The following is a 23,974-nucleotide window of genomic DNA, read 5'->3' as shown; positions in this document are numbered from 1 at the left end:
AAAATCCTTTCTAGTTCCAGATTTGGCCATTAACTCGTGGGAAGTGCTTAAACTTAGTCATTGTCATCAATTTTCCACGCTTACCAAAACCGGCCTTAATCTTCTTGTTACTGATTTTCCGAACGCGATAGTACGAAGTGTGCCGTTTAGCGTCAGGATCCACATAAATACCTTTGATAAGGTAAGTCTTGCCCTTCTTTTGGTATTTCACGTTCTTAGCAACGTCGATACCAGCCTGAGTATGCTTAATTGAAAAAGTACGCTTGGTCCCTCTAGCCCACGTGTATTCTTTATACTTATTCTCAAACTTGGTCCGGAATTTTTTATTCCGCACAAATTTTGGCAATCCCTTATGCCAAGTGGCTGCGTCCGCCGTCGTTGCCGTTAACCCACCAAAACTGATGGCGACTAAGGCTGTTACACCTAACTTAAATGCTTTATTCATTTTTCAATTTCCCCTAATTTCATTAAGAATTCAATCCTGACACTTCTAATAAGTACAAGAGATTCGTTACTTCCAAGCGTGACCATTTACCTTAGGATAGTGATAGAAGCGTTGCACAGTAACATACTTGGAGCCTTGAGCCTTTTTCCCCTCAGCAATCTTGATTTTCTTTTGACTTACTTTTCTGATTCGGTAATAACCATACGCCTTACTAGGGTGGCCGGAGTACTTATTCCGCGCCGTTGCCAGCTTATCAACGCCCTTGACAACGTAAGTCTTACCCACCTTCTTATACTTGGTATTTGAGATGGTCAGCGCTGCGCCACTTTGCGGACGATGCGTGGTCAACACGGACTTCGTTCCCTTGTACCAATCGTAATCAAGATAGCCATACTTGTGATTAAACTTAGTCCGGTACATCTTGTGCCGAATGATTTTTGGCAGGCCCTTATGCCAAGTGGCTGCGTCCGCCGTCGTTGTCGTTACCCCACCAAAACTAACAGCGACCAGCGCGGTAACACCTAATTTGAACATTTTATTCATTTTTAAAATCTCCTCTTTAAAGAATTGGTAATAGCCTCATTGCTAAAATTTCTCCCAGCTTAATTACTCTGATAAATAGCCTTGTAGTCTTTCGCTGGATGAGCTACCTTCTTAAATTCAAATACACCGCTTCGATACATGTTTCCAGCTCTCTTATCGTCTTTTACCCACTGTTGAAAGAGATTACCTTTCTTCATGTAATAAGTATTCGTGACAACTCCCCAATCTGCCATCTTCGTTTTGAGAATGAGCTTCTTACCCTTTCTCTCAGTCGTGAACGTCTTGTTCACAACCAATGAATTCGCCAGCTTTACTGGCTTCTTGTCGTTCCAGACTTTGACAAACTTCCCTTTCTTAAAGGTTCCGATCGCAATGTCATAAGTTTTCGCCGTCATTTTTAAACGAGTGTATCCTAACATTTCATCACCATTAATAAGGTACCAAGTTCCCCGCATATTGCTAGGAATTGTCGTTGCGGCTTGAGCCGGTTCTGACGTACTCAAACTGATCCCGAATGATGCCAAAGCCAATAAGCTAGCACCTAAAAGCATGCCGTTTTTCATCTTACTATCCCTCCCTAGTCCACGCTACCGATACCAAATTCATCATAGAAGTATTTTGCCGGATTTGAATGTTGGACCAGTTCCGATGGATAAGAATCAGTTGTTTCGAACTGGCCCTTGTTTGAGTATACCCTGGCTTTATGATCCAGCACCTGCGTCTGATGCCAACGGGATTTCGTCAACTTATATTGCGATTTTACATAAGAATAGTTGTAGTGCCGCACCGTAATTGTTCGGTATCCTCGCTTATTATTCTTCGCGGAAATTGTGAACGTCTTATGTAACTTAACTTTCTTCCCCAACTTGTAAGTCCGACCGCCATTCCAGTTAGGCGTCCACTTACCTTTAATAAAAAAGCCAGTCGAAATGCTATATGTCTTAGCAGTCATCTTGACCCGCATGATGCCCATCTGACTGTTCAAGTCATACCAAGTTCCTCGCAAAGACTTCGGCACCGACGTTCCTAGTTTCGTAGCCGCTGACGCCGTTTGCGTTTGACCCAATCCGCCGAGAACGCCAAAACTCATGAGCGTTGCGGCAACAATCCATGTTTTTTTCATTTGTGATTTTCCTGCCCTTCACCTAACTTAATTCATCGTGGTCGTCAGAATTTTCTTCGTTATCGGCATGTAAGTATCCATGCGGGTGTCAGTCTTTGAAAAGCGCAACTGTATCTTCAACCGGTTTTTGCCCTTTACCTTGACGCGTTTAATCTTTCTAGTCACATTCCCGTCTTGAAGGCTACCGTCTTGATAAGTGAACTTGACCCTTAAGGTGTAGAACCCCTTCTTATCTGGTTTCTTACTCAGCGTAAAGGTCTTGTTTTTCTTAACCTTTTTCCCCAGCCGAAGTGTATGTTGCGTGCCATTAAGGACCCACTTCCCGTGTTGATACAAGCCGAAACTATCCGTATACGTTTTGGCCGTAATCTTGACACGATGGAGACCACTCTCACCACCCCAGTCAAACCAGGTTTTACGCAATGCTTGCGGGACAGTTTTAGCCGCTGCGTCCGCCGTCGTCACCGGTGCCGCCGCTCCCAAGCTAACCAATGCAACCAACACCACGCCGACCTGACGGAGACGCTTGTTCACATTTTTCATATGTAATCCTCCTCGAACTGGCCACACGCCAGCCCCGTTCTTGTCTACTTGAAGCGATAGCTGACGGTCAAGCTAATTAACCGATTTCACAATCGCTCTCCCAAAGAATAGCAAAACCGGTCGGCCGATAACAGTTCTTCGGACTGGCAGAGTTGCAAGTCACTCTGCACAAAAAGTTGCGGACACCAAAAAGACGCAGCCAACGTCCTTAAAACGTTAGTTGCGTCTGGGGTGATGCTTAAATTAGGAATCCAAATCGAACGCCAATGCACGCGTCCACAACCCATTACTCATTTGGTAATAAGTCGTGACCTTGCCGTTGGAATCCGTCCGCTTGACCCGGTGCGTAATCGTAACGCGCCGTTCAGCGATGTCGGCCGTGGTGCCTTTTTGCTTGGCCAACAGTGGATCATCGAATGGCCGGGTGTAAACCGGGTAGATCTTCATCAAGGTCAGATCACGACTGTATTCTTCATTGGTGAAGGTATCAAAGACCAAGGCCTTGGCCCGGATCCAGTACTTGGTCGTGGACTTCTTGCTGAAGCGAATCCGGTACCACTTGCCCGTATCGGCCGTGGCCCGCATGTCGATGTAGACCCGCATCTTCTTTTGCTTCTTCCAATTGTACTTCATGATATTCCAGTTCTTGTGACCGCGAATATGATTGTACAAGGAATACTTGTCAAAGTTGTCTGCGAGTTGGGCATGTTGCGTGTCCAAGCCTGCCACGTATTTTTCGCTCTTGTTGGTTTGCTTACGCTTCTTCAACTTCTGCGGCTTCGGCTTACTGCTGGAGCTTGAGTTCGAATTGGACGATGGCTTGTGGACCGTCGTGTTGGTGATGGTCTGTTGCGACGTGACGTTGGTGTCCACGACGCTGCCCTTGGTAATCTTGTTATCACTGATGTTGATGGTGTCGCCCGTTAACGGGAAGTTCCCCTTAACAAAGGTGGCGCCAGTCTTTTGCGTGATGGCCTTGTTACCGGTGATGGTGACGTCGGTCATTGGGTTATCCGCGGACGTACTATCCAAGAAGACGTACTGCTTGGTAGGGTTAACGTTGGTAAACGTGTTGTCCGTGATGTTTAAGTTGGTCATCGTGTAATTGGGTTCGGAGTTCAACAGGTAAATGTAGTTCCCAGACCCCAACACGTGTTGGTTGATGAACTGGTTGCCGGTGATCCACAGGTTGGAAATACCCTTGAAGTGAATCGTGGCGACCCCGTCATCCATCAGTGGCTTGGGATCGACGACCGTGTTGTTGGTGAAGTGGACATCATGGATGATGCCGGCTTTCCCGTGACCGTAGATAGCGTGCTCACCGATCGGGTTCGGCGCATACGATGAGACCTGCCCGGACTTCTTGGACACTGGCAAGAACTGGTTGTTGTCAACCGTCACGTCATAGCTTGGTAAGTTATCATACTTGTCGCCCTTGTTCTTGTAAGACATGGCCTTCTTGTTGGAGTAATCCACTTGAATGGCTTCCTTGAAGTCTTGCGAGCCGTTGAACCCGGTGAATACGGAGTTCGTGATGTTCACGTTGTGGCTCCCATCGATATCGATGTAGTGGCCAGTTGGTGATTCGGCGTTATCAAAGACACATTTATCAAAATTGACGTTGGTGGCATGGTGAATGCTTTGGGTGAAGACACTTTGGCCCTTGGCTGTGTTATCGCCTTGGAACGTTGCGCCCTTCCAGGTCACATTACTGATCCCACCATCGTAACCGGCTTCCGGACTCGGGTAAGCAAAGTTTACCCGATTTCCATCCGTAATCCGGAAAACGGCACCCTTGTCAAATTTAAACGTGATGTTCGAATGCAACTTAATGGCACCCTTGTCAAAGAGGTAGGTTCCCTTTGGCACGTGAATCGTGACACTCCCGCTCCACTTGTCGATCATTGCTTGCAAAGCGTCGTTGTTCGCCGTCTTGGCGTCACCGACCATCCCCTGGTGCTTTGCGTTGATCGTGGAAGCCGCTTGTGCGACCGTGGTTCCACTAGTCCGTCCCGGCAGCACGTTCGCCGGACTTAGGCCTAACAGCGTTGCCCCCGTCGCAACGACTACCAGTAGACCTAGCTTTTTCCTCAGATTCAAAAAATCCCCTCCAGTTCCAAAGTTCTTTCCACATGTTCCATTATAGCTAAGACATGAAAGCGTTGGGTCATCTTAACCAAATTGTCACACGATTGAAAGATTCCAGTCGTAAAGGGGACTTATTTTCAATATGAATTTAATCTTGCGAACTTACATTAATTTTGCAATATCGTCGTGTAAGCCGTTCAATCGTTCAACGACTTGACCGCGAACTTGCGTGTAAACCTTGACACCATCCGGCGTTAACTTCAGGTTGTGTTGGCGCCGGTCGACTTGTGAGGCGATACTTTCGATTAAACCAGCCCGCAGTAACCGGGAAATCTGCCCGGAGATCATGGACTTGGACACACCGATTTGACCAGCGAACTTCGTTGGCGTGAACTCATCTTTTTGGTCCGTGATGGCATGTAACAGATTGAATTGTTCCAACGAAATCGTAATTTCCTCCGTCTTGATCGTGGTGACTGGCCGCATGATCTTTTGAAGTTGCGAGAACCATTCCAAGGATTGGTTTAAATCGTTCGTTTGCGTCATTTAATCTTTCTTCCTTTCTGCATTGCGTCATCGGGTCATTGGGTTTATCAGACCCGCTAACCATTTATTATAGCCCTTATTTTCAGTCTTTATGTTACTGATTCATTAGTAGTTTATAGCATATTGGTTAAAAACACTAGTAATTCGAACCCTTTTTTGACTCTTCAGCTAACGTACACCATTGAATTCCCTACTTGAAGCCTTTATCATTAAAATTAGAAATTCTTAAAAACATCAAGGAGAAGACGATGACACACAACATTAAACTGATTGCCACCGATGTCGATGGCACCTTTCTCAATCAACAGCGACAATACAACCATGACCGCTTTGACGACCAGCTGACCCGCATGACGGCAGCTGGCATTCATTTCGTCGTGGCCAGTGGGAACCATTTGGGCCACTTACAACGGGTCTTTGCCCCCACACCACGCGTCCAAACCTTCGTGGCGGAAAACGGGGCTCAGATCGTCGACCAGGGCCAAACGCGTCTGGAAACCGCCTTACCGCTACCACTGGTCCGCCAAGTGATCACCGAAATCTTAGCAGACCCGCAGTTGCGGCCCAAAATCTTACGGTTGTCCGGGGCGCATGGCACCTACATCCCCCAAGACGACCAGCCCAGCGACCTGGCGTCGCAAGACTACTTCTTTAACAACATTGTCCGGGTTGCGGATCTCACGCAGGTCGAAGACACTATCTACAAGATCAACGGTGAATGGCCCAACGAGACGATCCAGGCCTTGGCCGCCCGCTTGAATGCGCGTTTTCCGGGGCAAATCAATGCGATGGCCAGTGGTTTTGGGAGCATCGACATCGTGGCTGCCCACATGAACAAGGCAATCGGCCTGACCGAACTGGCACAGGCCTGGCACATTACACCGGCCGAAATCGCCGCCTTTGGAGATAACGACAATGACCGCGACATGTTGGCGCACGCTGGTTTAGGGGTCGCCATGCAAAACGGGACCGCCAGCGTTAAGGCCGTCGCCGACCTCATCACGCCCACCGATAATAATCACGACGGCGTATTAAACGTCATTGACGCCATTTTAGCCGGTGAAGTTTAAAAGTAGCTAAACCATTCGTCACTTGATTCACTTAGGGTCTAGGCCATCGTCAGTCCACAGCAAACGCGCAATCAACCGCCACATTTGTGGCGAAGCGTGTAGCCGGCCGTGACCAATACCGGCAACGTGGTGTTCGTGATACGTCAGTGAACTGGGGGCCACCAGTGACCGCAGCGCCGTAATCTGATAGACCGGTACGGAGCCGTCTGTCAACCGTCCTGAGAGCGTCCCATAGACGTTGTGGATGGTGCCGGGACCGAGGGGTTACCCAGGTCGGCCCGCACGGCTTGAAGCCGCTGAAAAGCTGCATCAACGGGGTGCGTTCGGTCATGTTCATCGACGGGCGCCCCCAACAAGACCATCCGGTTGAGTTGGGGCATGTCCGCCGCACCACCATGCAAAAATAAACTACTAACCGCAGCACTGCCACCCCAAGAATGGGCGACCAAATTGTAGGTCGTCACTTGGTCGTGGCTTTTTAAGTACCGCAAAATACTGGTGATCCAGGTGATCTGCTGCTGATAATCCGCCGTAAAGGGATGATCAAACAGGACTTGAATCAAGGGGTTGCTGGCGGTATTGGGCCAATGTCCCTTCACGCGCAGCCCGCCGTGGCGGTCGACACAGATTGTGAGCACTTGATGGCCCATCCCCTGTCGCGCCAACCACCGCAAGAGCCGGTTGTAGGTCCAGGCATTACCACCCCAGCCTGGCACAAATAGCGTCGGCGTCACGGTATACGGCCAATCAGGTCGGCGCCGTTTCAGCGGTTCGCTGCCCAGCGTTTGTCGACTGGCCCAGTACAAGCCTAACCAGCTAGCCCCCAAAACCATTGGGAGCGCAGTTAATTTACTAGCCATACCGCAACCCTCCTTGAACTTATCTATTATGCCAGTTCTTTTCATTGCGTACAAGTGAAAATTTGTGCAGAAAAACAATCACTTCTGTTAACCAATCGTGTTTAAAATTCATCCGCATAAGTTAAAATTCGGTTCATCTCGCCTCCTCAGTGACATTTTTCCCCCATTTTCGTCATTTTAGCGGAAAATGCATTTGACAATTGTCCGGATAAAAATATATGATAGGGTTAAAATGAAAACGCTTCAGAAAAATAGAATCGAGGACTTGCTATGCAAACTGCAACGAAACACTGGGACACTTACCAAAACGAAGCCGTCACAGAGTATACAATTGAAAATGATCATGGTGTGACTCTTTCCATCTTGAGTTGGGGCGCCACTTTACACAAGTTAACGGTACCGACTGACAAGGGTGATAAGAATCTGGTGCTATCTTACCACAAAATGGCGGATTATTTAGCTAATCCGTTCTACGTTTGCATGGGTATCGGCCGAACTGCCGGCCGGATCACTCGCGGGACCTTTGATCTCGACGGCCAAACGGTCCACGTCGACGCCAATGAAGGTCAAAATACCCTGCACGGTGGCCCGCACGGCTTCAACACGGTCAACTGGGCCGGCAATCTCGACACGACCGACCCCAACAAGGCCCGGATCATTTTGACCCACACCTTCAAGGGCGCCGACGACTCGTACCCCGGTGATCTGACCGCCAAGATGATCTACACGCTGGATAACCACGACCGCGTCACGTTGACCTTTGAAGGCAACACCACGGCCTTGACTCTGTTCAACCCCACGCTGCACGTCTACTTCAACGTCGGCGACGATCAATTGATCTCCGGCCAAACGCTGCAGATCAACAGCCAAGAACATTTAGACCTCGACGGCGAAAAGCTGCCTACAGGTAAAATGGTTGCCAACGCCGGCACGCCTTACGACTTCGCCGACGGACAAAACCTGGGTCGCGCCATCCGTGGCTTACAAGACATCCCCGAAAAGGGCTTCGATGACGTTTACCACGTCACTCCGGGCGCCGACGACACGATTGCCAAGCTGTCCGATCCGCAATCCGGCCGCGCCGTGACCATCAAGTCCCAACGTAACGCCCTGGTCGTCTTCACGGCCAACTCCTTTACCTCCGACATGAAATTAGCCACTGGCGCCGGACAGCCTTACATGGGCGTGGCGTTAGAGGCACAGACCTTACCGGATTCGCAGAACTTCCCCGAGTTCGGCGACGTCAAGCTGGCACCCGGCGAGACCAAGCAGTACGAAATCACTTACGATCTGACTTACTAAGCCAGTGTGGAGCTGGCCGCGTTGGGTGTTGTACTGGCCGCCTGCCGTGGCGGTAAATATGGGCTGGAACGCGGTGGGCGGACCGGTCGAGCCAAAGGACGGTCTCGCCCTCGCTTTGAGCCGAAAGTCGCGTCTCAAAGACGCCAGTTGTCTAAGCGGCATGAACCGCGCCGCTAAGACAACTCCCACGGCTGAGCCCATATTTACCACCACTCTCGGCTACGATTCGTGATCGATTGACCGACTGGTTTAGGTCGTCTGTTTGTATTTTCGATTTCAACTGGTCCGGTATCCGCGTCTGAACGCCGGCCTACTGACCGAACTTAACTTCCATCAATCATCTAATAGCCACCACCAATCCCCTAAAGTTCACTTGGGATGGGCGGTGGCTATTTTCTACGGATTCTCAGGTCGCTTTCGTTGACAGGTTCCTGGGCGCTATGATAGATTGTTAAAACGTAATTATTACTATTCTAACTATAAAGGAGCATCACTGATTCATGGCAAAGAAGTCAAAGATTGCAAAAGCTAAGCGCATCGAAGCGACCGTCGAACGTTATGCCGAGCGACGGGCCGCACTGAAGGCCGCCGGGGACTACGCGGCGCTCGCCCTGTTACCCCGCGACGCCTCACCAACTCGGATGCACCACCGTGACCACTTGGATGGCCGGCCCCACGCCTACATGCGCCAATTCGGCTTGTCTCGCCTGAACTTCCGCGAGCTCGCCCACAAAGGCCAGATTCCCGGCGTTCGCAAGGCTAGCTGGTAAAAACTAGGAAGCACCCATGGCGTTAGGATGAGTTGTTAGCCGCTTCATTACCGGAACTGGCCGCCTACCGTTTGCACTAATCTTTAGCGGGGAGAATCCCGTCATTCTGGGAACTAACGCGTTAATCACACTTTCAACCTTCACAGGCAATTCTTACCCACACCAAACGCAGCCCCGTTTGACGTGGGTTTTTCTATGCCGTAAACTAGGGCCAATACGCAAATACGAAGGAGCACATGACACATGGCAGAAGTTTTAACCGTCCTACAGGAATTCGACGTCTTCGGTAACGGTGACGCCTCCCCTTACGGCATCGACACCCCCAAGATCAACGCGCAATTCGTTGGTGTCACACCAGCCGTGGCATTTGACGTTCACAACCAACCCAAGCTGGCACGCGTCAACGCACGCAAACTCCGCGACATTGAGCAGGCCGTTCGCCAGCAATTTGCCCCACAATTGAACACCCTGGGTGGCCCCGATTTGGCGGAAAACCTGGGCGTTATCCAGCAGCTTATCACCGCTTTCAAGGACCGGCTCGAACAAGACTTGCTGGTCCCCGAGCAGCTGGAGCTCGAAAGTCTGACCACCAGCGGCGAATGGTTGACCTACTGGCAAGATGAGGCCCCCTTGGTACGCGCCAAGGAACAGCAACGCACCAACTTGCCTAAAGATTTTTAACAGACAAAAACGCCTATCCCAATTGCGGGTAGGCGTTTTTCGTTGTTAAAACTGAAGGTTGAAAGAAGAAAATCAGTTGGAACGACCGTTAGCATGCGACTCATGGCGTCAAGAATAGTCGTTTACAGCCACATGATGCGAACTGGCCGCCTACCGTTCGTCAAATATGGGTTGGAACGCTGGGGCAGACAGGTCGAGCAAATAGGACCACAGTCAATCGCTGTGGTCCTATTTGCAAAACTATCAAACGTCAAGTTAATCAATCATATTTTTCACTAAGACTTTCCCAATTCTGCCTTCAATGCCCGGGTCAATACGGCACTAAAGTTAATACCGCGTTCACTAGCCTCATGTGCCAATGTTGCTGGAATCGTCGTGTTTTTCTTAACCAATGGCTTGGTAACCCCTTTGGCCGCCTTGACCAAATCGACAGCAACCCACTGGACCGTGTCTTTAGGATGTGTGCGCTGAACTTCTGCCAAGGAAGATGCTTCCGGCAGATTCGGTTCATCATATAGCATTAACCCCAGAACTTCTTCAGCTTTAACCATCGCCTCACCCAGCGAATCGGCCTGACTAATTGCGCCAGAAACGTCAGGGAAAACTACCGTAAATGTTGCCGTCTCAGCATCTTTGATAAAAACGGCTGGATAAACTACAATTTTTTCTTTCGCCATTATTTTCACCTCATTGTGTGCGACTCTTTTAAAGCATTGCCTAATGCCATCCTGCTTGCTGCTTAATATACCGGTATGTGGTCGGACTAACGGTGTCTTTAGGGCGAGTATAGGGGACGGTTACTCTGTGCCCCCATTCATCTTCAAATCGATGATGATCGCCCTTTACTCGTGTTTCGGTATATCCAGCTTTTGCAAGCTCGTCGAGAACCTCTTTAACAGTGATTTTCAAATGCCATACTCCTCCCACAAATGAGACTATACGCCTTAATACGTACTAGGTCAAGCATACTACTCACAAATCCGATTAAAATTTTTGTCTAGGGTATGCTCAATTTTGAAATCGTTCAAAGAAAAACCAACAATCACCACACTGTTGATTCAACAAAATAAATAGTACGCTGGTTTTGCCAGCGATTCACGTCACTTGGGTTTACCCAAGTCATATCGAACTGAAGCTCAACCCTGGGTGTTATAAGTTAGAATGTATAGACGGGTACCTCCCCTAAAGATTGGGTTAATTATAGCATATCACTACACAGCTTTAGGGGAACATACGTTTGAAAAATTCTTAAGATTTTTTCCCGTTAAGTTTTAAAAATGTCAGTCAAAACAAAAATGGCGCCCACCAACAATCTGGTGAACGTCATTTTACATTTCATAAATTATTCGGTAACCGCGCTAGTCAACTCAACCTTTTCGCCAGCCACGTCAATCGTCAATGGTTCCCCACTGATCAACTTGAAGTGTGGCCCGTCGGCGTGGACGCTGACTTCGATCAGACGACCACGGAAGACTTGCCGGAAGCTGTAACTTTGCCATTGCTTAGGCAGGAATGGAGCGTAGTGCAATTGATCATTGCGGACCCGCATGCCAGCGAAGCCTTGAACAACGGCGATCCAACCACCGGTCATGGCCGTGATGTGTAAGCCATCGACCGTATCGTTGTTGTAGTTATCCAAGTCCAACCGGGCCGTCCGGTTGTAAAGCTCGACGGCCTTGTCTTCGTAGTGCAAGTCAGCCGCCAAGACGGAGTGGATAGCTGGTGACAGGCTGGATTCGTGCACCGTCAGTGGTTCGTAGAAGTCAAAGTTAGCCTTCTTTTGTTCTGGCGTGTAGTCGTCGATGAAGTCCCAGATACCTTGTAAGACATCCCCTTGCTTGATGTAAGGTGACCGCAAGATCTTATCCCATGACCAGTTCTGGTTGATTGGGCGTTGACCTTCTGGAATAGCACTGACGGGTTCGATGTCCTTGTCCAAGAAGCCATCGTGTTGGACGAAGATGTTCAAGTCCTTGTCGTAAGGCAGGTACATCCGGTCCACGATATCTTGCCACTTGGCCTTTTCGTCAGCGGAAATCGCTAACTTCTTGGCCGTATCGTGGTCGACCTGGTCCAAGATTTCCAACGTGTACTTCAAGGTCCATTGCGCCAACATGTTGGTGTACCAGTTGTTGTCAACGTTGTTTTCGTATTCGTCAGGACCCGTGACGCCGTGGATCATGTACTGGTTGTTACGCTTGCTGAAGTGGACCCGGTCAGCCCAGAACTTGGAAATTTCGGTGAGGACCTTAGCCCCTTCATGCAAGACGTAGCTGGTATCGCCCGTGTAACGGGTGTAGTTGTAAATGGCAAAGGCAATGTCGCCATTCCGGTGAATTTCTTCGAAGGTGATTTCCCATTCGTTGTGGCATTCGATCCCGTCGAAGGTCACCATTGGGAAGAGGGCACCGTCTAAGCCTTGTTCCTTGGCGTTGACGTAAGCCCCGTCCAGTTGCTTGTAACGGTACATCAACAGGTTGCGGGTGACTTCTGGGTTCGTGATACCCAGGTAAACGGGAACGGCAAAGGCTTCGGTATCCCAGTAAGTGGCACCACCGTACTTTTCACCGGTGAAGCCCTTAGGCCCAATGTTCAAGCGGGAATCTTCACCGTAGTAAGTGGAGAACAGCTGGAACAGATTGAAGCGGATCCCTTGTTGTGATTCGTCGTCGCCGTTGATGACCACGTCGGATTTTTCCCAACGCTTTGCCCAAACAGCGGTGTGCGCTGATAAGAGGTCTTCATAAGTCGACTTGGCCACCTGATCACTCAACTGGTGCATAGCAGCCGTCAACTTGTCTTGGGTGTCGTAATCGCGAGAGGTGACCACGATGACCCGCTTTTCCAGGCTGGTCTCGGCTTGGGGTGCCAGGCTGCCGGTGTAGGCATTGACGACTTCCTTGTCGTTGGGCTGCGTCACGGCGACGTTCTTCAAATCCGTGACCGTGCGCATTTCCATCCCAGAGGTGAATTGCGGTGTGCCAAATGGGTTCGGTGTCGTCTTGGCCACGATGCTACCGCTGTCTTGGCCTTGTTCGGCGGCTAAGACGTCCCAGAAGCGTTCATCATAGTTGGCTTCTTCGTTCTTGACGTCGGCATCGATGCTTGGCTTGATCGTGACGTCCACGCTGTCAGCGCTTAAGTTCTTGACCGTGACCTTTTGAACGGAGAGTTCTTGTTGGGCTACACTCAAGAAGCGTTGGAAGGTCAAAGCAACCTTGACGTCGCCACGTTCAACCGTGAAGGAGCGGTTCAACACGCCCTGCTTCATATCCAAGTCCAACGTAAAATCACTGAACTTGTCCTTGGCTAAATCAATGGCTTGTCCATTGATTTCAATCGGCAACTTGATGAAGTTGACCGCGTTGACCACTTTCCCAAAGTACTTCGGGTAGCCATTCTTCCACCAGCCGACCCGGGTCTTATCAGGATACCAGACACCCCCTAAGTAGATGCCTTGCAATGAGTCGCCACTGTACCCTTCTTCAAAGTCACCACGCATGCCCATGTAGCCGTTACCCAGGCTCGTCATGGATTCTTGCAGACGCTTGTCTTTCGGGTCAAAAGTATGAGTAATGACGTTCCATGGTTGTACCTCAAAAATACGTTTCATGGTTAACAGGTCTCCTTTGTTTTAGTCAATCAGTCAAACTGTTCTATCACAGAAAAGAGCGACGCTGGTGGTCAGCCGCCTACATCATGGACTTCCATGACCCAGTCTCGGTTAAGCCGCTAGGCCGCTCCCTCGGCAGACAGGACAACCGTCGACCGAAGTTCATTTCTTAAATCATTTAAAGGTTGAAAACAGCATCCAGGAACAACGCCGTTCTGTCCATTAAGACTAGTGAAGCCAGAAGCCTACGTCAGCCAGGGATTCCACCTGCTATGGGGGACACCTCCAGCCTGAGAAACGGGCTTCCAGTTCGCTTGAAAGCCTGGCACAGATCGCCAGTCTTCCAAGTCGCCCCACGCTGTAAGCTGAGTAAGAACCTCAGCTAACACCGTCGACACAGCTGGTTCCATCCCTGGCTGTCTCCGGCGGGTTAGTGGTCATCAGCAACATTGTGCTAACTAGAATTCTAGTTGCCACCGCGTTGCCGACTATGACTAAACCAGTCGTCGCTGACAATCACCCTTGTAGCCGAGAGTCCGCCCAGTATGGGTTCAGCCGTGGGAGTTGCTTTAGTGGCGCGGTTCATGCCGCTTAGACAACTGGCGTCTTTGAGACGCGACCTTCGGCTCAAAGCGAGGCCGAGACCGCTTCTCAGGCTCGGTCCGGTCCGCCCACCGCGTTCCAACCCATATTGGGCGGACGGTAGGCGGCCAGTCCCTACTACGAGGCTGTAACCGACTCACCTTAACGTCATCAGTCACTTGACGACAATCATTCTAGCCAGTTTTCAGTTTTCAACCTTTAGTAAATCATCTAAATCAAACGTTCATCCAGCAATTTCAAACGATTAAGCTTTGTACGTTTCCTTGATGGCCCCAACGGATACGGCCCCGATAGCCATGATGATACCGGCTAACAAGAACATGTTGGCTTGGGCGCCACCCAATAATGGGAACAGCGCGAAGCTGGCCAGGGAAGCCACGATTTGTGGCAAGCAGATGGACCCGTTGAACAAGCCCAGGTAAGTCCCCATGTGGGCCCCAGATAAGGCGTTGGTAACCATGGTCAATGGGTAAGTGTTCATCGCAGCCCAGGCAATCCCAACTAAGATGAATGAAACGATCAAAGCGTATTGATTGTGCAGGAAGAAGACGGATAAGAACCCGATGGCCCCTAAGCCTAAACTCCCGGCGTAGCCCAACTTGTGGACCCGGTTTGGCAATTTTGCTAAGACGTAAGACCAAACAACCGCAGCGATGGATTGCACGGCAGCCAAGACCCCGTACCAGTTCCCAGCAGCCTGGTAACCAGCAGAAGCGGCGTTAGTCGTGTGCCAAACGTTGGCAGCGATGGCCCCAGCGGAGTAAGTCCACAGGTATTGGAAAGCTACCCAGCAGAAGAATTGAACTAAAGTAACGGTCCAGAAAACCTTGGGTGCAGACTTCAGTAACGTCCACCAGTTCCCACCTTCAGCGTTATCTTCCTTGGTGATCCCATGATATTTCGCATAGGTATCTGGGTCGTATTCGTGGACCCGTAAGATAGTGAAGAGGCTGGTGATGACCAACAGGATAGCCCCAACATAGAAAGCAACCTTAACCGTTGCGGGCACGACCCCTTTGGACGCCGTGTTGGCAATCCCAACGGCCGCAAACAGGAATGGCAGGATGGCCGCTAATACGGCACCGGTGTTGGACAAGAAACTTTGAATCCCGTAAGCATAACTCTTTTGATCATCGTTAACCATGTCCCCGACCATCATCTTGAAGGGCTGCATGGCCACGTTAGAAGACAGGTCCAAGAAGGCCACGGTGATAGCCCCGAACAACAGCGCCGCCAGTGATGCGTAACCAAAGCCCATACTCCCGGAGTTTGGCAACAGACACATCACGATGACCGCGACGATAGTCCCTAACAACAGGTATGGCAACCGGCGACCACCTAATTTAGGCGCCCAGGTCCGGTCGGAATAATAACCCACGATTGGTTGAACGATCAATCCAGCCAGTGGTGGCAAAATGAAGAACCACCCTAAGCTATTGGGGTCGGCCCCAATGGTTTGGAAGATCCGACTCATTTGGGAACTTTGTAACGTGAAGGCGGTTTGGACCCCCAAGAAACCAAAGTTGATCATCCAAATGGTACTGGCAGACAGTTTAGGCAAGCCACTCTTCGGCTTAGCTTCAGCTGTTGGTGCCTTTGCAGAAGCAACATCTGACATGTGAAAATACCTCCTCAAACTAACAAATAATAATTGCTGAAAACGATTACATTGCATATTATGGCACCGCTTTAAAATTAATGCAACCGTTTGCGCAAACTTTTTTGCGACTAAATTTGTCGTTTGGCAGTTCACCTGACAATTTAAAAAGGCTCGCTCACGGGCTTTATTGCCAGTTGAACGAACCTAAAAAAACTATTTAATTTCGTACGGAATTTTGATTCGACCCGGCGTCGGCGTGGCCAATGGTTCCCGGTCACTGAACAATAACGCGACGGTCGCCGAACCCATTTTTTCCGGGAAAAGGTTAATGGAATGCAGGTTGGCGTCGGTCAACCCTTCCGGCAGCGAGTGGTTAAAGCTGACGATGGGAAAATGTTTGACGGCCGACTGTTCACGAACTAACCGATAAAATTCAATCGCGTTGAAATCATCCGTGGCCATGATGCCATCAATCTCGGGATGCTGCTTGATGAACAACCGAACCCGGTTGAGCTCGCCCAACTTGCAGGTCAACGGTTCGACGTTGAAGGTCGCCGCCACGCGTTCGTAGCCCTGTCGCCGCTGTTGTTCGTAAGCCCAGTTGTGACTGGACTCCACGAAGACCGGATGCTTGACGTGCAGCTGGTCCAGCAGGTAGGTCGCTCCACCGATGCCGGCTTCCAGGTTGTCGTTGTCGACGAAGTAATCGCTGGGATGGTCATCGGGCTGGCCTATCGTCACGAACCGCAGCTTTTGTTGCCGCAAGAAGGCCGCAATGGGGTCGTCGTGGTGGGCGTACATCAGAACAAAGCGTTTGATCTTGCCTTGGGCCACCATGGACTTGACGTTTTCCAACAGCTCATCGGCGGTCTTACTGATGGCCACCGACAGCACGTAATGCCGTTGCGTCAGCTGGCTGTTGATGCCCCGCAACAGGTCGATGTAAAACGGGTTTTCCGGTTGGCTGTGGTCGGCCGTCGGGAAAACGACCCCGACCGCATTGGCCTCGCCAGCCGTGAGGTTTTTGGCATTATAGTTGGGTAAATACCCCTCCGCCTCCGCCAGGGCCTGGATCCGTTCTCGGGTCGCCTGACTGATACGGGGGTTATTGTTTAACGCGCGCGAGGCCGTGGAAACAGACACACCAGCCTTCGCCGCGATGTCGCGGATAGTTAACATTTTTTCTGACTACTCCTTGTGCAATCACGCAGTTATCATAAAACCACCTTACCATAGAACCGGATGCATTGAAACTTTTTCCGGGTTTACCTGGTAGTTGGGGTTGCTGACGGGATTGTGTGGGCTGGCCGCCTTGCCGCGGTGGCAAATATGGGCTGGAACACTGAGGGCGAGATTGTGGAAACTTGACCGCCTTACCGTTCGCTAGATATGAGTTGGAACGCTGAGGGCGCCGGCCCGAGCCAAAGAACGGTCTCGGACCTCAAGTCGGAGCCGACAACCCACGTCTCCAACTTGTCAGTTCCCTAAGCGCCGTGGTCCGTGCCGCTAAGGGAACTCCCACAGCTGAACTCATATTTGCCACCGCTCTCGGCTACGGGACAGGTGGTCAGCAACTGTCGCTAAACCCGACCACGTTGCGGATTGCCGCAATCATCTTCAATGTGCCTGATGCTTGCGGCTGTCTGTTCCGCTCAGCCGACGCACCGGCTTCCAACAGCGAAAGTGTTAGCCCTGCCGACTACCGGGACTCGTCATCACGTACCGTCAAGTCCACTCCCCTCGCCAGAATTCCTGGCGGTCGTGGGCAGTTTCGGTCAACACCACGATATACAAATAGCCTGGATGATTTTCCAGGCTAGCGTGTGTCCTCTTGACATGGGTGAAACGTGTGCCCCAAGGCAACCGGTTTTGCTTAATCAACAAACATTCCAAGACCAGGATCACCCTTAATGGTCGTCGGCTAATCGCCTTTGGTCTCACTCTAGGCTTTTTTATCGCGACGACTAGTCAGTCCGTTGTTGGGCGTGACTGGCAGCGTGGTCACAAACTGTGTGCCGTGGGGGTCGTTTCCCTTGGCCACGATTGTGCCGTGGTGCAGGCTGACGATCCAGCTGGCGATTGACAAGCCCAACCCGTTACCGCCGGTCTTGCGGCTCCGCGATGAATCGACGCGGTAGAAGCGATCAAAGATGCGTTGCCGGTCGGCGCTCTTGATGCCGATGCCTTGATCGGCGACCACCAGTTGCCACTTGCGCCCGATTAGTTTGGCGGAAACGGTGATGGTACTGCCCTTAGGCGAATATTTCATGGCATTATCAATCAGGATATTCATGAGCTGGTGAATCAAGTTTTGATCCAGCGTCACGGCAAAATCGGTGATGGGTGCCAGCACCAATTTTTTGCCCTGACTGGCGGCGATTTCCGTGTAGGGTTCCACCGTGTGGTCCAAGAAACCGGCCACGTGGGTCTTCTCAAAGTTCGTCTGTAGCGTATTGGAATCCGACCGGGCCAGCGCCAATAGATCCTGGGTCAGCTTTTGTAGGCGTTGACTTTCGCTGCTGGCAATCGCGATATTTTCGGCCTGATCAATAATTTTATCGTTCGGTTTGGTCAACAGGAGTTCCAATTTATTTTGAATAATCGTCAAGGGCGTCCGCAACTCATGGGCAGCGTTGCCCACAAACTCGGTCTGCCGGCCCCACGACCGTAGAATTGGCCGCATAGTCAGGCGCGACATCCAGACGCTCATCAGAATGGACAGGAGCCAAAAGACCCCCATCGTAATCAACATGACCTTGGTAAAGGTGCGCATCGCGGCCTTTTGTGGGTCGATATTTTCCAGGATCAAAAGGTAATGGCCCGCCAAGGTCTTGTCAGCGTTGGTAGTCGGCACCTTGACTAGCAACGTTCGGAAATTGTATTTACCGTTGATCGTAATCGTGTGCAGACGCCCCTGCTCACTGGTGTCCAGCGTGATATTTTTCAGCGTGTCGTAACGCGAGCCCAGCTGTTCTTTATTGAGAATCTTGCCGTTACGGTCAAAAATCAGCGTGGTGGTCATGAAGGGATGGATGGCCTTGTGTTGCGTTTGCTGCAGGCCCTGGTTGGCGCCCTTTTGGCCAAAGGGTTGCTGGGTGGTCGTCCGTGGCGGCCCAGCCAAACGCGCACTGCGTTCGACCCGCAACGTTTGGTCCACGCTGGTCAGAATCGTCCGCCGAAACAAGACGAAGACGATGACCCCCAGCAGGACGAAGATGACGGTGAAGCCGATGAAGCTACTCCAAAATAGCCGCCACTGTTGCGCGCGGTTTACTTTATTGCTCATCGGGGGCCTCCATGATGTACCCCGCATTGCGGATGGTCCGTAACGATAGGTTGCTGCCAGCGTTCTTCAGTTCCTTACGCAAATTGCTCATGTAGACTTCCACCACGGACAGGCTGGTCTCGGAATCAAAGCCCCACAGCCGGTTGAAAATTTGTTCCTTGGTGATGATGGTGCCGGGATTGGCCACCAAATAAGCCAGCAGGTCAAACTCACGGCCCTTCAAGGTCAGTGGTTCGCCGTTAAAGGTGGCTAAATGCTTGCTGGTGTTGATTTCCAGCTGGCCGAGGGTAATTACATCGCTGCTGTTCAAATGGCCGGTACGTTTCAATAACGCCTTCATCCGCGCCAGTAATTCCTCCCGGTGAAACGGCTTAGTCACGTAGTCATCGGCCCCATCATTGAAGCCCCGCAACTTGTCGGCAATCGTGTCCTTGGCGGTCAAAATCAAGACGGGGGTCTTCACGCCCTTGTTGCGGATGTGTAACAAGAGGTCCAGCCCACTTTCGCCTGGCAACATCAGGTCTAAAATAATCGCGTCAAACACGTCTTGGCTCGCAAGAAATTCCCCCTGCTCGCCATCATAGGCCGCCGTGGTCTCACAGATAGGGGCAATCAGCTCCACAATATCCGCGGACAATTCTTTTTCATCTTCAACAACTAACACCTTCGCAGTACTAGGCAACGGGCATTCCTCCTTGAAATTTCTTCTTTAATGTTCATTCGTTATTTATGACACTGTCTAAATCGTCCGCCTTACCGCCCGCCAAATATGGGCTGGAACGCGGTGGGCGGACCGGTCGAGCCAAAGAGCGGTCTCGACCTCGCTTTGAGCCGAAGCCCCCGTCTCAAAGACGCCAGTTCCCTAAGCGACCAGAATCATGTCGCTAAGGGAACTCCCACGGCTGAGCCCATATTTGGCGGGCTCACGGCTACGGTGGTGGTTGCCAGCAATGTGTACCAGAAACAGGAGCGACTTCACACAACAGTTCCTTGGGGTACACCCATGAAGCCAGTTCGCAGGGATAGCATTCACTGAAAGCTGAGGTTTTCTAGAACACTAGTTACAGTAACGCTTGCCAATCATGCATCCTGGCAGCATCACATCAAGCGACTAACGGTGACACGCTACGCAGCCAACGCATCGTGGCTTGAACGCACCCATCTTGCCGGAGCCAGGTAGGGGTGGAGCCAGCTGTGTCGACCCAGTTAGCTGGCGTTTTGTGCCAGGTTACTGGGTGGGACGACTTGGGAGACTGGCGAGTTGGGCCAGGCTTTCAAGCGAGGTGGAAGCCCGCTTCTCAGGCTGGAACCGTTCCCCATAGCAGGCGGAACCCCTACCTGGCGCAGGCTACTGGTTTGGCACGTCTGGCCTCTATCTAGTGAACGGTAGGGCGGCCAGCCCCGACAATGCCATCAATGTGCTGGCTAAAGTTTACCACCCCGCAACGATTGACCCAAGTAAAATTATACCCTACACCATTAACAATAACAGAACCTTAAGTTATTGGCCTTACCAATCGCTAAGTTTTTGCGAAGTTTAACGCCTCCCTCACGGAACTATCAGCAATTTGCGGTAGACTTTTGTCAAGGCAACTTGCTATGGTATTCTATAAGGACAGACGTTTGTTGCGCGTTCGTTGTCCCTATTAACGATGAGGGGCGCCAGCTGATCCACCCGGCACTGATTTAGCTGCGGCAGTCGGTTAGGCCACCCCAGCAACACACACTACGATTTATGCACGATTCATTAAACGGAGGGGTATTCATGAAGCAACAACGGCACACCCTAGCGGCGCTACGCGTTAGCCGGTGGGTGTATGGGGGAGCATTCTTGATTCCATTCGTCATTCTGTGTCTAATCTTTTGGCGACTTAAGGTGACACCTTTTGGCCCACGGAACCTATTATTGAGCGATATGGGGACGCAGTACGTGCCCATTTTGGAAAATTTACGGGCGACATTGTTACACGGTCAGTTTCATTTATTTTCATTTTCACTGGGGTCCGGTAGCGGGATCATCCCCCTGCTGACCTACTACATCATCAGCCCGTTTAACCTGTTGGTCTTTGCCTTTTCGGCGACCAAGCTGCCGATTGCGGTCACCTGGATCATCATCCTTAAAATCAGTACGATTGGGCTGACCATGGCCTTCTTCATTCGGCACACCTTCTTGCGCAGCGGCTGGTCCATGCTGCTGTTCACGACGGCCTTTAGCCTGTGTGGCTTTGTCAGCATGTACTTTTATGACATGATGTGGCTGGATTCGCTGATCTGGCTGCCGCTGGTGGCATTGGGGTTGCACCGCATCGTCAGCCTGCACCACTACGGCCTGTACACTATCAGTCTGACCGCCACGATTATTTGTAATTATTATATGGGTTATATGACCTGCCTGTTTTCCGTCATGTACTTCATCTATTTGATCATTGAACATCAACCGACACCCACGCCATTCAAGAACGTCTGGCACATGCACTGGCCGGCGATTCGCCAATTTACGGTCGGCTCGCTGCTAGCCGGGGGCATGTCGATGGTCGTCTTGATTCCGACGGCGCAGGGGATGCTGCTGACGGGCAAGAGCAATTTCTTCTTAAACAACTACCTGCCCACGCCGATGTTTGGCCCCGAAGTTTTGGCCCAATTTGCGCCGGGGACCAGTAGCTACCTGTCTCACCTGTACCACGCGCCGTCGCTGTTCATGGGCATGCTGATGTTTCTGCTACTCATCGTGTTCTTCGTGTCGCCGCAGGTCAAAGCCGTCGAGAAGAACCGCACCATGTGGCTACTGATCGTCATGGGATTGGGCCTGTTCGTCACGATTTTAAATACCGCCTGGCACATGTTCCAGCAACCGGCTGGCTTTCCGTACCGCAACGTCTACTTCTTCACGTTCCTAGCCCTGGTCACGGCCTACCGCGCCTGGCAAACGCACCCCGCCCAATCGATGAACGACCCGCAAAAGGTCCTCGCGTTGGTCTGGGGCGCCGGCCTGCTGGTCATCGGCTTCTTGAGTGCGCAAGTCATCCCGGTCGTCTGGGATCACCTGCTGCCCAACTACAACCACGACCTGTACGTCCTGAGCCAGCCGGCCTTTCACCTGGTGTGGCCGGCACTGGGACTGCTGTTGGTCAACACGATGTTGTTGTTCATCAGCGAATGGCGGCCCGTGCGCATTGGCTTGCTGGGCACACTGCTATGCCTGGAGCTGGGCGGCAACTTTTTGTGGGCGACGCAAGGCATGGAATTTGGCTCGCAACCCAAATTTGAAAAGTACTTCCGCCAGGATTCGCAAACGTTGGCCAAGGTCTCGGCGGCCAAGGCCAAACCAAATCTGCACCGCATCGACTTTACCCACGATGAAATCGGCAAGGCCTACGACGGTGCCTACAACCACTACAATGATCCGCTGATGTACCGGTATCCGGGTATCAGCTCCTACAGTTCCACGCTGGTCGAACAGGCCCGGGTCTTCCAACACGACCTCGGCTACTTCAGCCCCAACGTGCGCCGGATCAGCCCTCAGGGGTACACGCATTTGACGGACACCTTGATGGGCGTCAAATACCGCCTGCACGGCACGACGGTCAACCGGCTGAACGCTTACGCCGGCATTGGCTTTGCCGTTCCCGCCGAATTGGCTCACCTGCAACTTGACGACCAAAGCGCCATGGTCAACCAGGAGCGGGTGTTACGGGCACTCGGGGCCCAACCCAATACTCTGTCCCCCGTGAAAGTCTTGCGAGTGAAAACGCATCGGGCCGCCGTCAGTGACCTCAAACGCGTTTCCCGCACCACGGAACTGCCTGGTCAGCGTTTCATCCAAACCTTTACGGTGCGCGTCACCGCGACGGGGTTGCTGCACGGCTATTCGCCAACCAATTCCATCGTTTACTCCAGCCTAAAGGTCAACGGCAAGTCCATGAAACCGGCGATCAACGCCGACGGCTACCGCTACCTGATCAGCCTCGGTCACCACACGCGCGGCGAAGTCTTGAAAATTAGCTACGTCACCCAGGGACCGCTGCAGGGATACGGCAACCAATTTGCCACGCTCAACCAGCAGCGCTACGAAAAATTGGTCACCAGCCTGAAGCAACAACGCTTCAAGCTACGCGCCAAGAGTGGCGTCACCTGGCTGTCCGGCGACGTCACGGGGACGCCGCAACGGTCGCTGCTGTACCTGGCCATTCCGGACACACCGGGGTGGACGGCCAAGGTCAACGGTCGGCCGGTCAAGATTCAATCGGCCATGCACGCCCAGTCGCTGATTCCCGTACGGCAAAACTACAAGGGCATGATCGGCGTGCCGCTGCACGTCGGCAAGAACCACGTCACGCTGACCTACACGACGCCAGGGCTCAAGTTGGGCGCCATCATCAGTGCCATCAGCCTGGGACTCTTCGTCTTCCTGTGGTTCGCCGCAGAATGGCACCGGCCGCTCAAGCACCATGAGGGTGACCGGCATGCGAAATTTTAAATAGCATAGACCAGTGCCTGCGGCTGCCATGACATGGTTCGTGCTGGCCGCCTACCGCTCGCCCAATATGAGGTTGGAACGCGGTGGGCGGACCGACCGAGCCACAGTACGGTCTCGGTCTCGCTTTGAGCCGCAGCCCACGTCTCAAAGACGCCAGTTCCCTAGGTGGCCAGAACCATGCCGCCAAGGGAACTCCCACGGCTGAACTCATATTGGGCGAGCTCTCGGCTACGTTAGCGGTCATTGGCTGCCGACCACCGGGTTAGCTGGCAACAGTCGTATGGGTCCGATCACGACTATCATCGCCGGAGGAGGCCAGGGGCGGAGCCAGCTGTGTCGACGGTGTTGGCTGAGGTTTTGTCTCAGCCTACAGCGTGGGGCGACTTGGAAGCCTGGCGGTTTTGTGCCAGGCTTCCAAGCGAGC

General features: G+C 51.8%; 21 protein-coding genes. 5 read left to right on the top strand and 16 right to left on the bottom strand.

The window, feature by feature from the left end; genetic code table 11:
• Nucleotides 1–10: 10 nt before the first annotated feature.
• From EGT51_RS03005 to EGT51_RS02975, 7 genes are all read right to left on the bottom strand, one after another.
• Nucleotides 11–445, bottom strand: a complete 435-nt coding sequence (locus EGT51_RS03005; RefSeq protein ID WP_135367326.1) for a hypothetical protein — start codon at nt 443–445, stop codon at nt 11–13.
• 66 nt (nt 446–511) lie between these two features.
• On the bottom strand, nt 512–988 hold the full coding sequence (locus tag EGT51_RS03000) for a hypothetical protein (RefSeq protein ID WP_135367325.1): 477 nt from the start codon (nt 986–988) through the stop codon (nt 512–514).
• Between the two features lie 59 nt (nt 989–1,047).
• Entirely contained in the window at nt 1,048–1,551 is a 504-nt protein-coding gene (locus EGT51_RS02995; protein WP_135367324.1) for a hypothetical protein, read from the bottom strand.
• Between the two features lie 14 nt (nt 1,552–1,565).
• Nucleotides 1,566–2,111, bottom strand: coding sequence for a hypothetical protein (locus EGT51_RS02990; protein ID WP_135367323.1), 546 nt, complete (start codon nt 2,109–2,111; stop codon nt 1,566–1,568).
• A gap of 27 nt (nt 2,112–2,138) precedes the next feature.
• Nucleotides 2,139–2,654 (bottom strand): hypothetical protein, encoded by a 516-nt coding sequence (locus EGT51_RS02985; RefSeq protein WP_135367322.1) that lies wholly within the window; start codon nt 2,652–2,654, stop codon nt 2,139–2,141.
• Nucleotides 2,655–2,897: 243 nt separating this feature from the next.
• Entirely contained in the window at nt 2,898–4,754 is a 1,857-nt protein-coding gene (locus EGT51_RS02980) for a glycoside hydrolase family protein (protein ID WP_135367321.1), read from the bottom strand.
• 150 nt (nt 4,755–4,904) lie between these two features.
• Nucleotides 4,905–5,288, bottom strand: a complete 384-nt coding sequence (locus EGT51_RS02975; RefSeq protein WP_135367320.1) for a MarR family winged helix-turn-helix transcriptional regulator — start codon at nt 5,286–5,288, stop codon at nt 4,905–4,907.
• Nucleotides 5,289–5,536: 248 nt separating this feature from the next.
• On the opposite strand from EGT51_RS02975, the gene EGT51_RS02970 reads away from it, so the two are divergent.
• Nucleotides 5,537–6,358, top strand: coding sequence for a Cof-type HAD-IIB family hydrolase (locus EGT51_RS02970; protein WP_135367319.1), 822 nt, complete (start codon nt 5,537–5,539; stop codon nt 6,356–6,358).
• Between the two features lie 27 nt (nt 6,359–6,385).
• Here EGT51_RS02970 and EGT51_RS13040 read toward each other — a convergent pair whose 3' ends face one another.
• Together EGT51_RS13040 and EGT51_RS02965 are read right to left on the bottom strand one after the other, a co-directional pair.
• Nucleotides 6,386–6,571: a hypothetical protein gene (locus EGT51_RS13040; RefSeq protein ID WP_225428673.1), complete on the bottom strand. Its 186-nt coding sequence runs from the start codon at nt 6,569–6,571 to the stop codon at nt 6,386–6,388.
• Complete coding sequence (locus tag EGT51_RS02965) at nt 6,568–7,218, bottom strand: alpha/beta fold hydrolase (RefSeq protein WP_225428672.1); 651 nt, start codon at nt 7,216–7,218, stop codon at nt 6,568–6,570. Before EGT51_RS02965 ends, EGT51_RS13040 begins: the two co-directional genes overlap by 4 nt.
• Nucleotides 7,219–7,488: 270 nt before the next feature.
• Between EGT51_RS02965 and EGT51_RS02960 the strand changes: the two genes are divergently transcribed.
• From EGT51_RS02960 to EGT51_RS02950, 3 genes are all read left to right on the top strand, one after another.
• The gene (locus EGT51_RS02960) at nt 7,489–8,520 is read left to right on the top strand and encodes an aldose epimerase family protein (protein ID WP_135367318.1); all 1,032 of its coding nucleotides are present in this window, start codon (nt 7,489–7,491) and stop codon (nt 8,518–8,520) included.
• 500 nt (nt 8,521–9,020) lie between these two features.
• Nucleotides 9,021–9,290 (top strand): 30S ribosomal protein S14, encoded by a 270-nt coding sequence (gene rpsN, locus EGT51_RS02955; protein WP_135367317.1) that lies wholly within the window; start codon nt 9,021–9,023, stop codon nt 9,288–9,290.
• A 243-nt stretch (nt 9,291–9,533) separates the two neighbouring features.
• A complete protein-coding gene (locus EGT51_RS02950) occupies nt 9,534–9,971 on the top strand; it encodes a hypothetical protein (RefSeq protein WP_135367316.1) in 438 nt (145 codons plus the stop codon).
• A 275-nt stretch (nt 9,972–10,246) separates the two neighbouring features.
• Here EGT51_RS02950 and EGT51_RS02945 read toward each other — a convergent pair whose 3' ends face one another.
• The 7 genes from EGT51_RS02945 to EGT51_RS02915 all read right to left on the bottom strand — a co-directional run bounded on the left by EGT51_RS02945 (nt 10,247) and on the right by EGT51_RS02915 (nt 19,755).
• A complete protein-coding gene (locus tag EGT51_RS02945) occupies nt 10,247–10,648 on the bottom strand; it encodes a type II toxin-antitoxin system HicB family antitoxin (RefSeq protein WP_135367315.1) in 402 nt (133 codons plus the stop codon).
• A gap of 40 nt (nt 10,649–10,688) precedes the next feature.
• On the bottom strand, nt 10,689–10,880 hold the full coding sequence (locus EGT51_RS02940) for a type II toxin-antitoxin system HicA family toxin (RefSeq protein ID WP_135367314.1): 192 nt from the start codon (nt 10,878–10,880) through the stop codon (nt 10,689–10,691).
• A 433-nt stretch (nt 10,881–11,313) separates the two neighbouring features.
• Nucleotides 11,314–13,584 carry a glycoside hydrolase family 65 protein gene (locus tag EGT51_RS02935; RefSeq protein ID WP_135367313.1) on the bottom strand — a complete coding sequence of 757 codons (2,271 nt, stop codon included), beginning with the start codon at nt 13,582–13,584 and terminating at the stop codon, nt 11,314–11,316.
• A gap of 847 nt (nt 13,585–14,431) precedes the next feature.
• On the bottom strand, nt 14,432–15,805 hold the full coding sequence (locus EGT51_RS02930) for an SLC45 family MFS transporter (RefSeq protein WP_135367312.1): 1,374 nt from the start codon (nt 15,803–15,805) through the stop codon (nt 14,432–14,434).
• A gap of 195 nt (nt 15,806–16,000) precedes the next feature.
• Nucleotides 16,001–16,966 (bottom strand): LacI family DNA-binding transcriptional regulator, encoded by a 966-nt coding sequence (locus EGT51_RS02925; RefSeq protein WP_135367311.1) that lies wholly within the window; start codon nt 16,964–16,966, stop codon nt 16,001–16,003.
• Nucleotides 16,967–17,729: 763 nt separating this feature from the next.
• On the bottom strand, nt 17,730–19,073 hold the full coding sequence (locus tag EGT51_RS02920) for a sensor histidine kinase (protein WP_135367310.1): 1,344 nt from the start codon (nt 19,071–19,073) through the stop codon (nt 17,730–17,732).
• Complete coding sequence (locus EGT51_RS02915; protein ID WP_135367309.1) at nt 19,063–19,755, bottom strand: response regulator transcription factor; 693 nt, start codon at nt 19,753–19,755, stop codon at nt 19,063–19,065. Before EGT51_RS02915 ends, EGT51_RS02920 begins: the two co-directional genes overlap by 11 nt.
• A gap of 1,083 nt (nt 19,756–20,838) precedes the next feature.
• On the opposite strand from EGT51_RS02915, the gene EGT51_RS02910 reads away from it, so the two are divergent.
• On the top strand, nt 20,839–23,550 hold the full coding sequence (locus tag EGT51_RS02910) for a YfhO family protein (RefSeq protein ID WP_135367308.1): 2,712 nt from the start codon (nt 20,839–20,841) through the stop codon (nt 23,548–23,550).
• Nucleotides 23,551–23,974 lie beyond the last annotated feature (424 nt).

Origin of the sequence: Levilactobacillus suantsaiihabitans (assembly GCF_004745505.1) — a bacterium.
In the GTDB taxonomy this organism is placed as follows: Bacteria; Bacillota; Bacilli; order Lactobacillales; family Lactobacillaceae; genus Levilactobacillus; species Levilactobacillus suantsaiihabitans.
This window is presented reverse-complemented; position numbering and strand designations above follow the sequence as displayed.

Excerpts from the sequence above, each read along its gene's own strand:
- EGT51_RS02995 (WP_135367324.1), bottom strand. The coding sequence starts at position 1,551 with ATGAAAAACGGCATGCTTTTAGGTGCTAGCTTATTGGCTTTGGCATCA.
- EGT51_RS03005 (WP_135367326.1), bottom strand. The coding sequence starts at position 445 with ATGAATAAAGCATTTAAGTTAGGTGTAACAGCCTTAGTCGCCATCAGT.
- EGT51_RS02910 (WP_135367308.1), top strand. The coding sequence starts at position 20,839 with ATGAAGCAACAACGGCACACCCTAGCGGCGCTACGCGTTAGCCGGTGG.
- EGT51_RS02965 (WP_225428672.1), bottom strand. The coding sequence starts at position 7,218 with ATGGCTAGTAAATTAACTGCGCTCCCAATGGTTTTGGGGGCTAGCTGG.
- EGT51_RS02920 (WP_135367310.1), bottom strand. The coding sequence starts at position 19,073 with ATGAGCAATAAAGTAAACCGCGCGCAACAGTGGCGGCTATTTTGGAGT.
- EGT51_RS02975 (WP_135367320.1), bottom strand. The coding sequence starts at position 5,288 with ATGACGCAAACGAACGATTTAAACCAATCCTTGGAATGGTTCTCGCAA.
- EGT51_RS02960 (WP_135367318.1), top strand. The coding sequence starts at position 7,489 with ATGCAAACTGCAACGAAACACTGGGACACTTACCAAAACGAAGCCGTC.
- EGT51_RS02945 (WP_135367315.1), bottom strand. The coding sequence starts at position 10,648 with ATGGCGAAAGAAAAAATTGTAGTTTATCCAGCCGTTTTTATCAAAGAT.
- EGT51_RS02990 (WP_135367323.1), bottom strand. The coding sequence starts at position 2,111 with ATGAAAAAAACATGGATTGTTGCCGCAACGCTCATGAGTTTTGGCGTT.
- EGT51_RS02985 (WP_135367322.1), bottom strand. The coding sequence starts at position 2,654 with ATGAAAAATGTGAACAAGCGTCTCCGTCAGGTCGGCGTGGTGTTGGTT.
- EGT51_RS02970 (WP_135367319.1), top strand. The coding sequence starts at position 5,537 with ATGACACACAACATTAAACTGATTGCCACCGATGTCGATGGCACCTTT.
- EGT51_RS03000 (WP_135367325.1), bottom strand. The coding sequence starts at position 988 with ATGAATAAAATGTTCAAATTAGGTGTTACCGCGCTGGTCGCTGTTAGT.
- EGT51_RS02935 (WP_135367313.1), bottom strand. The coding sequence starts at position 13,584 with ATGAAACGTATTTTTGAGGTACAACCATGGAACGTCATTACTCATACT.
- rpsN (WP_135367317.1), top strand. The coding sequence starts at position 9,021 with ATGGCAAAGAAGTCAAAGATTGCAAAAGCTAAGCGCATCGAAGCGACC.
- EGT51_RS02930 (WP_135367312.1), bottom strand. The coding sequence starts at position 15,805 with ATGTCAGATGTTGCTTCTGCAAAGGCACCAACAGCTGAAGCTAAGCCG.
- EGT51_RS02925 (WP_135367311.1), bottom strand. The coding sequence starts at position 16,966 with ATGTTAACTATCCGCGACATCGCGGCGAAGGCTGGTGTGTCTGTTTCC.
- EGT51_RS02950 (WP_135367316.1), top strand. The coding sequence starts at position 9,534 with ATGGCAGAAGTTTTAACCGTCCTACAGGAATTCGACGTCTTCGGTAAC.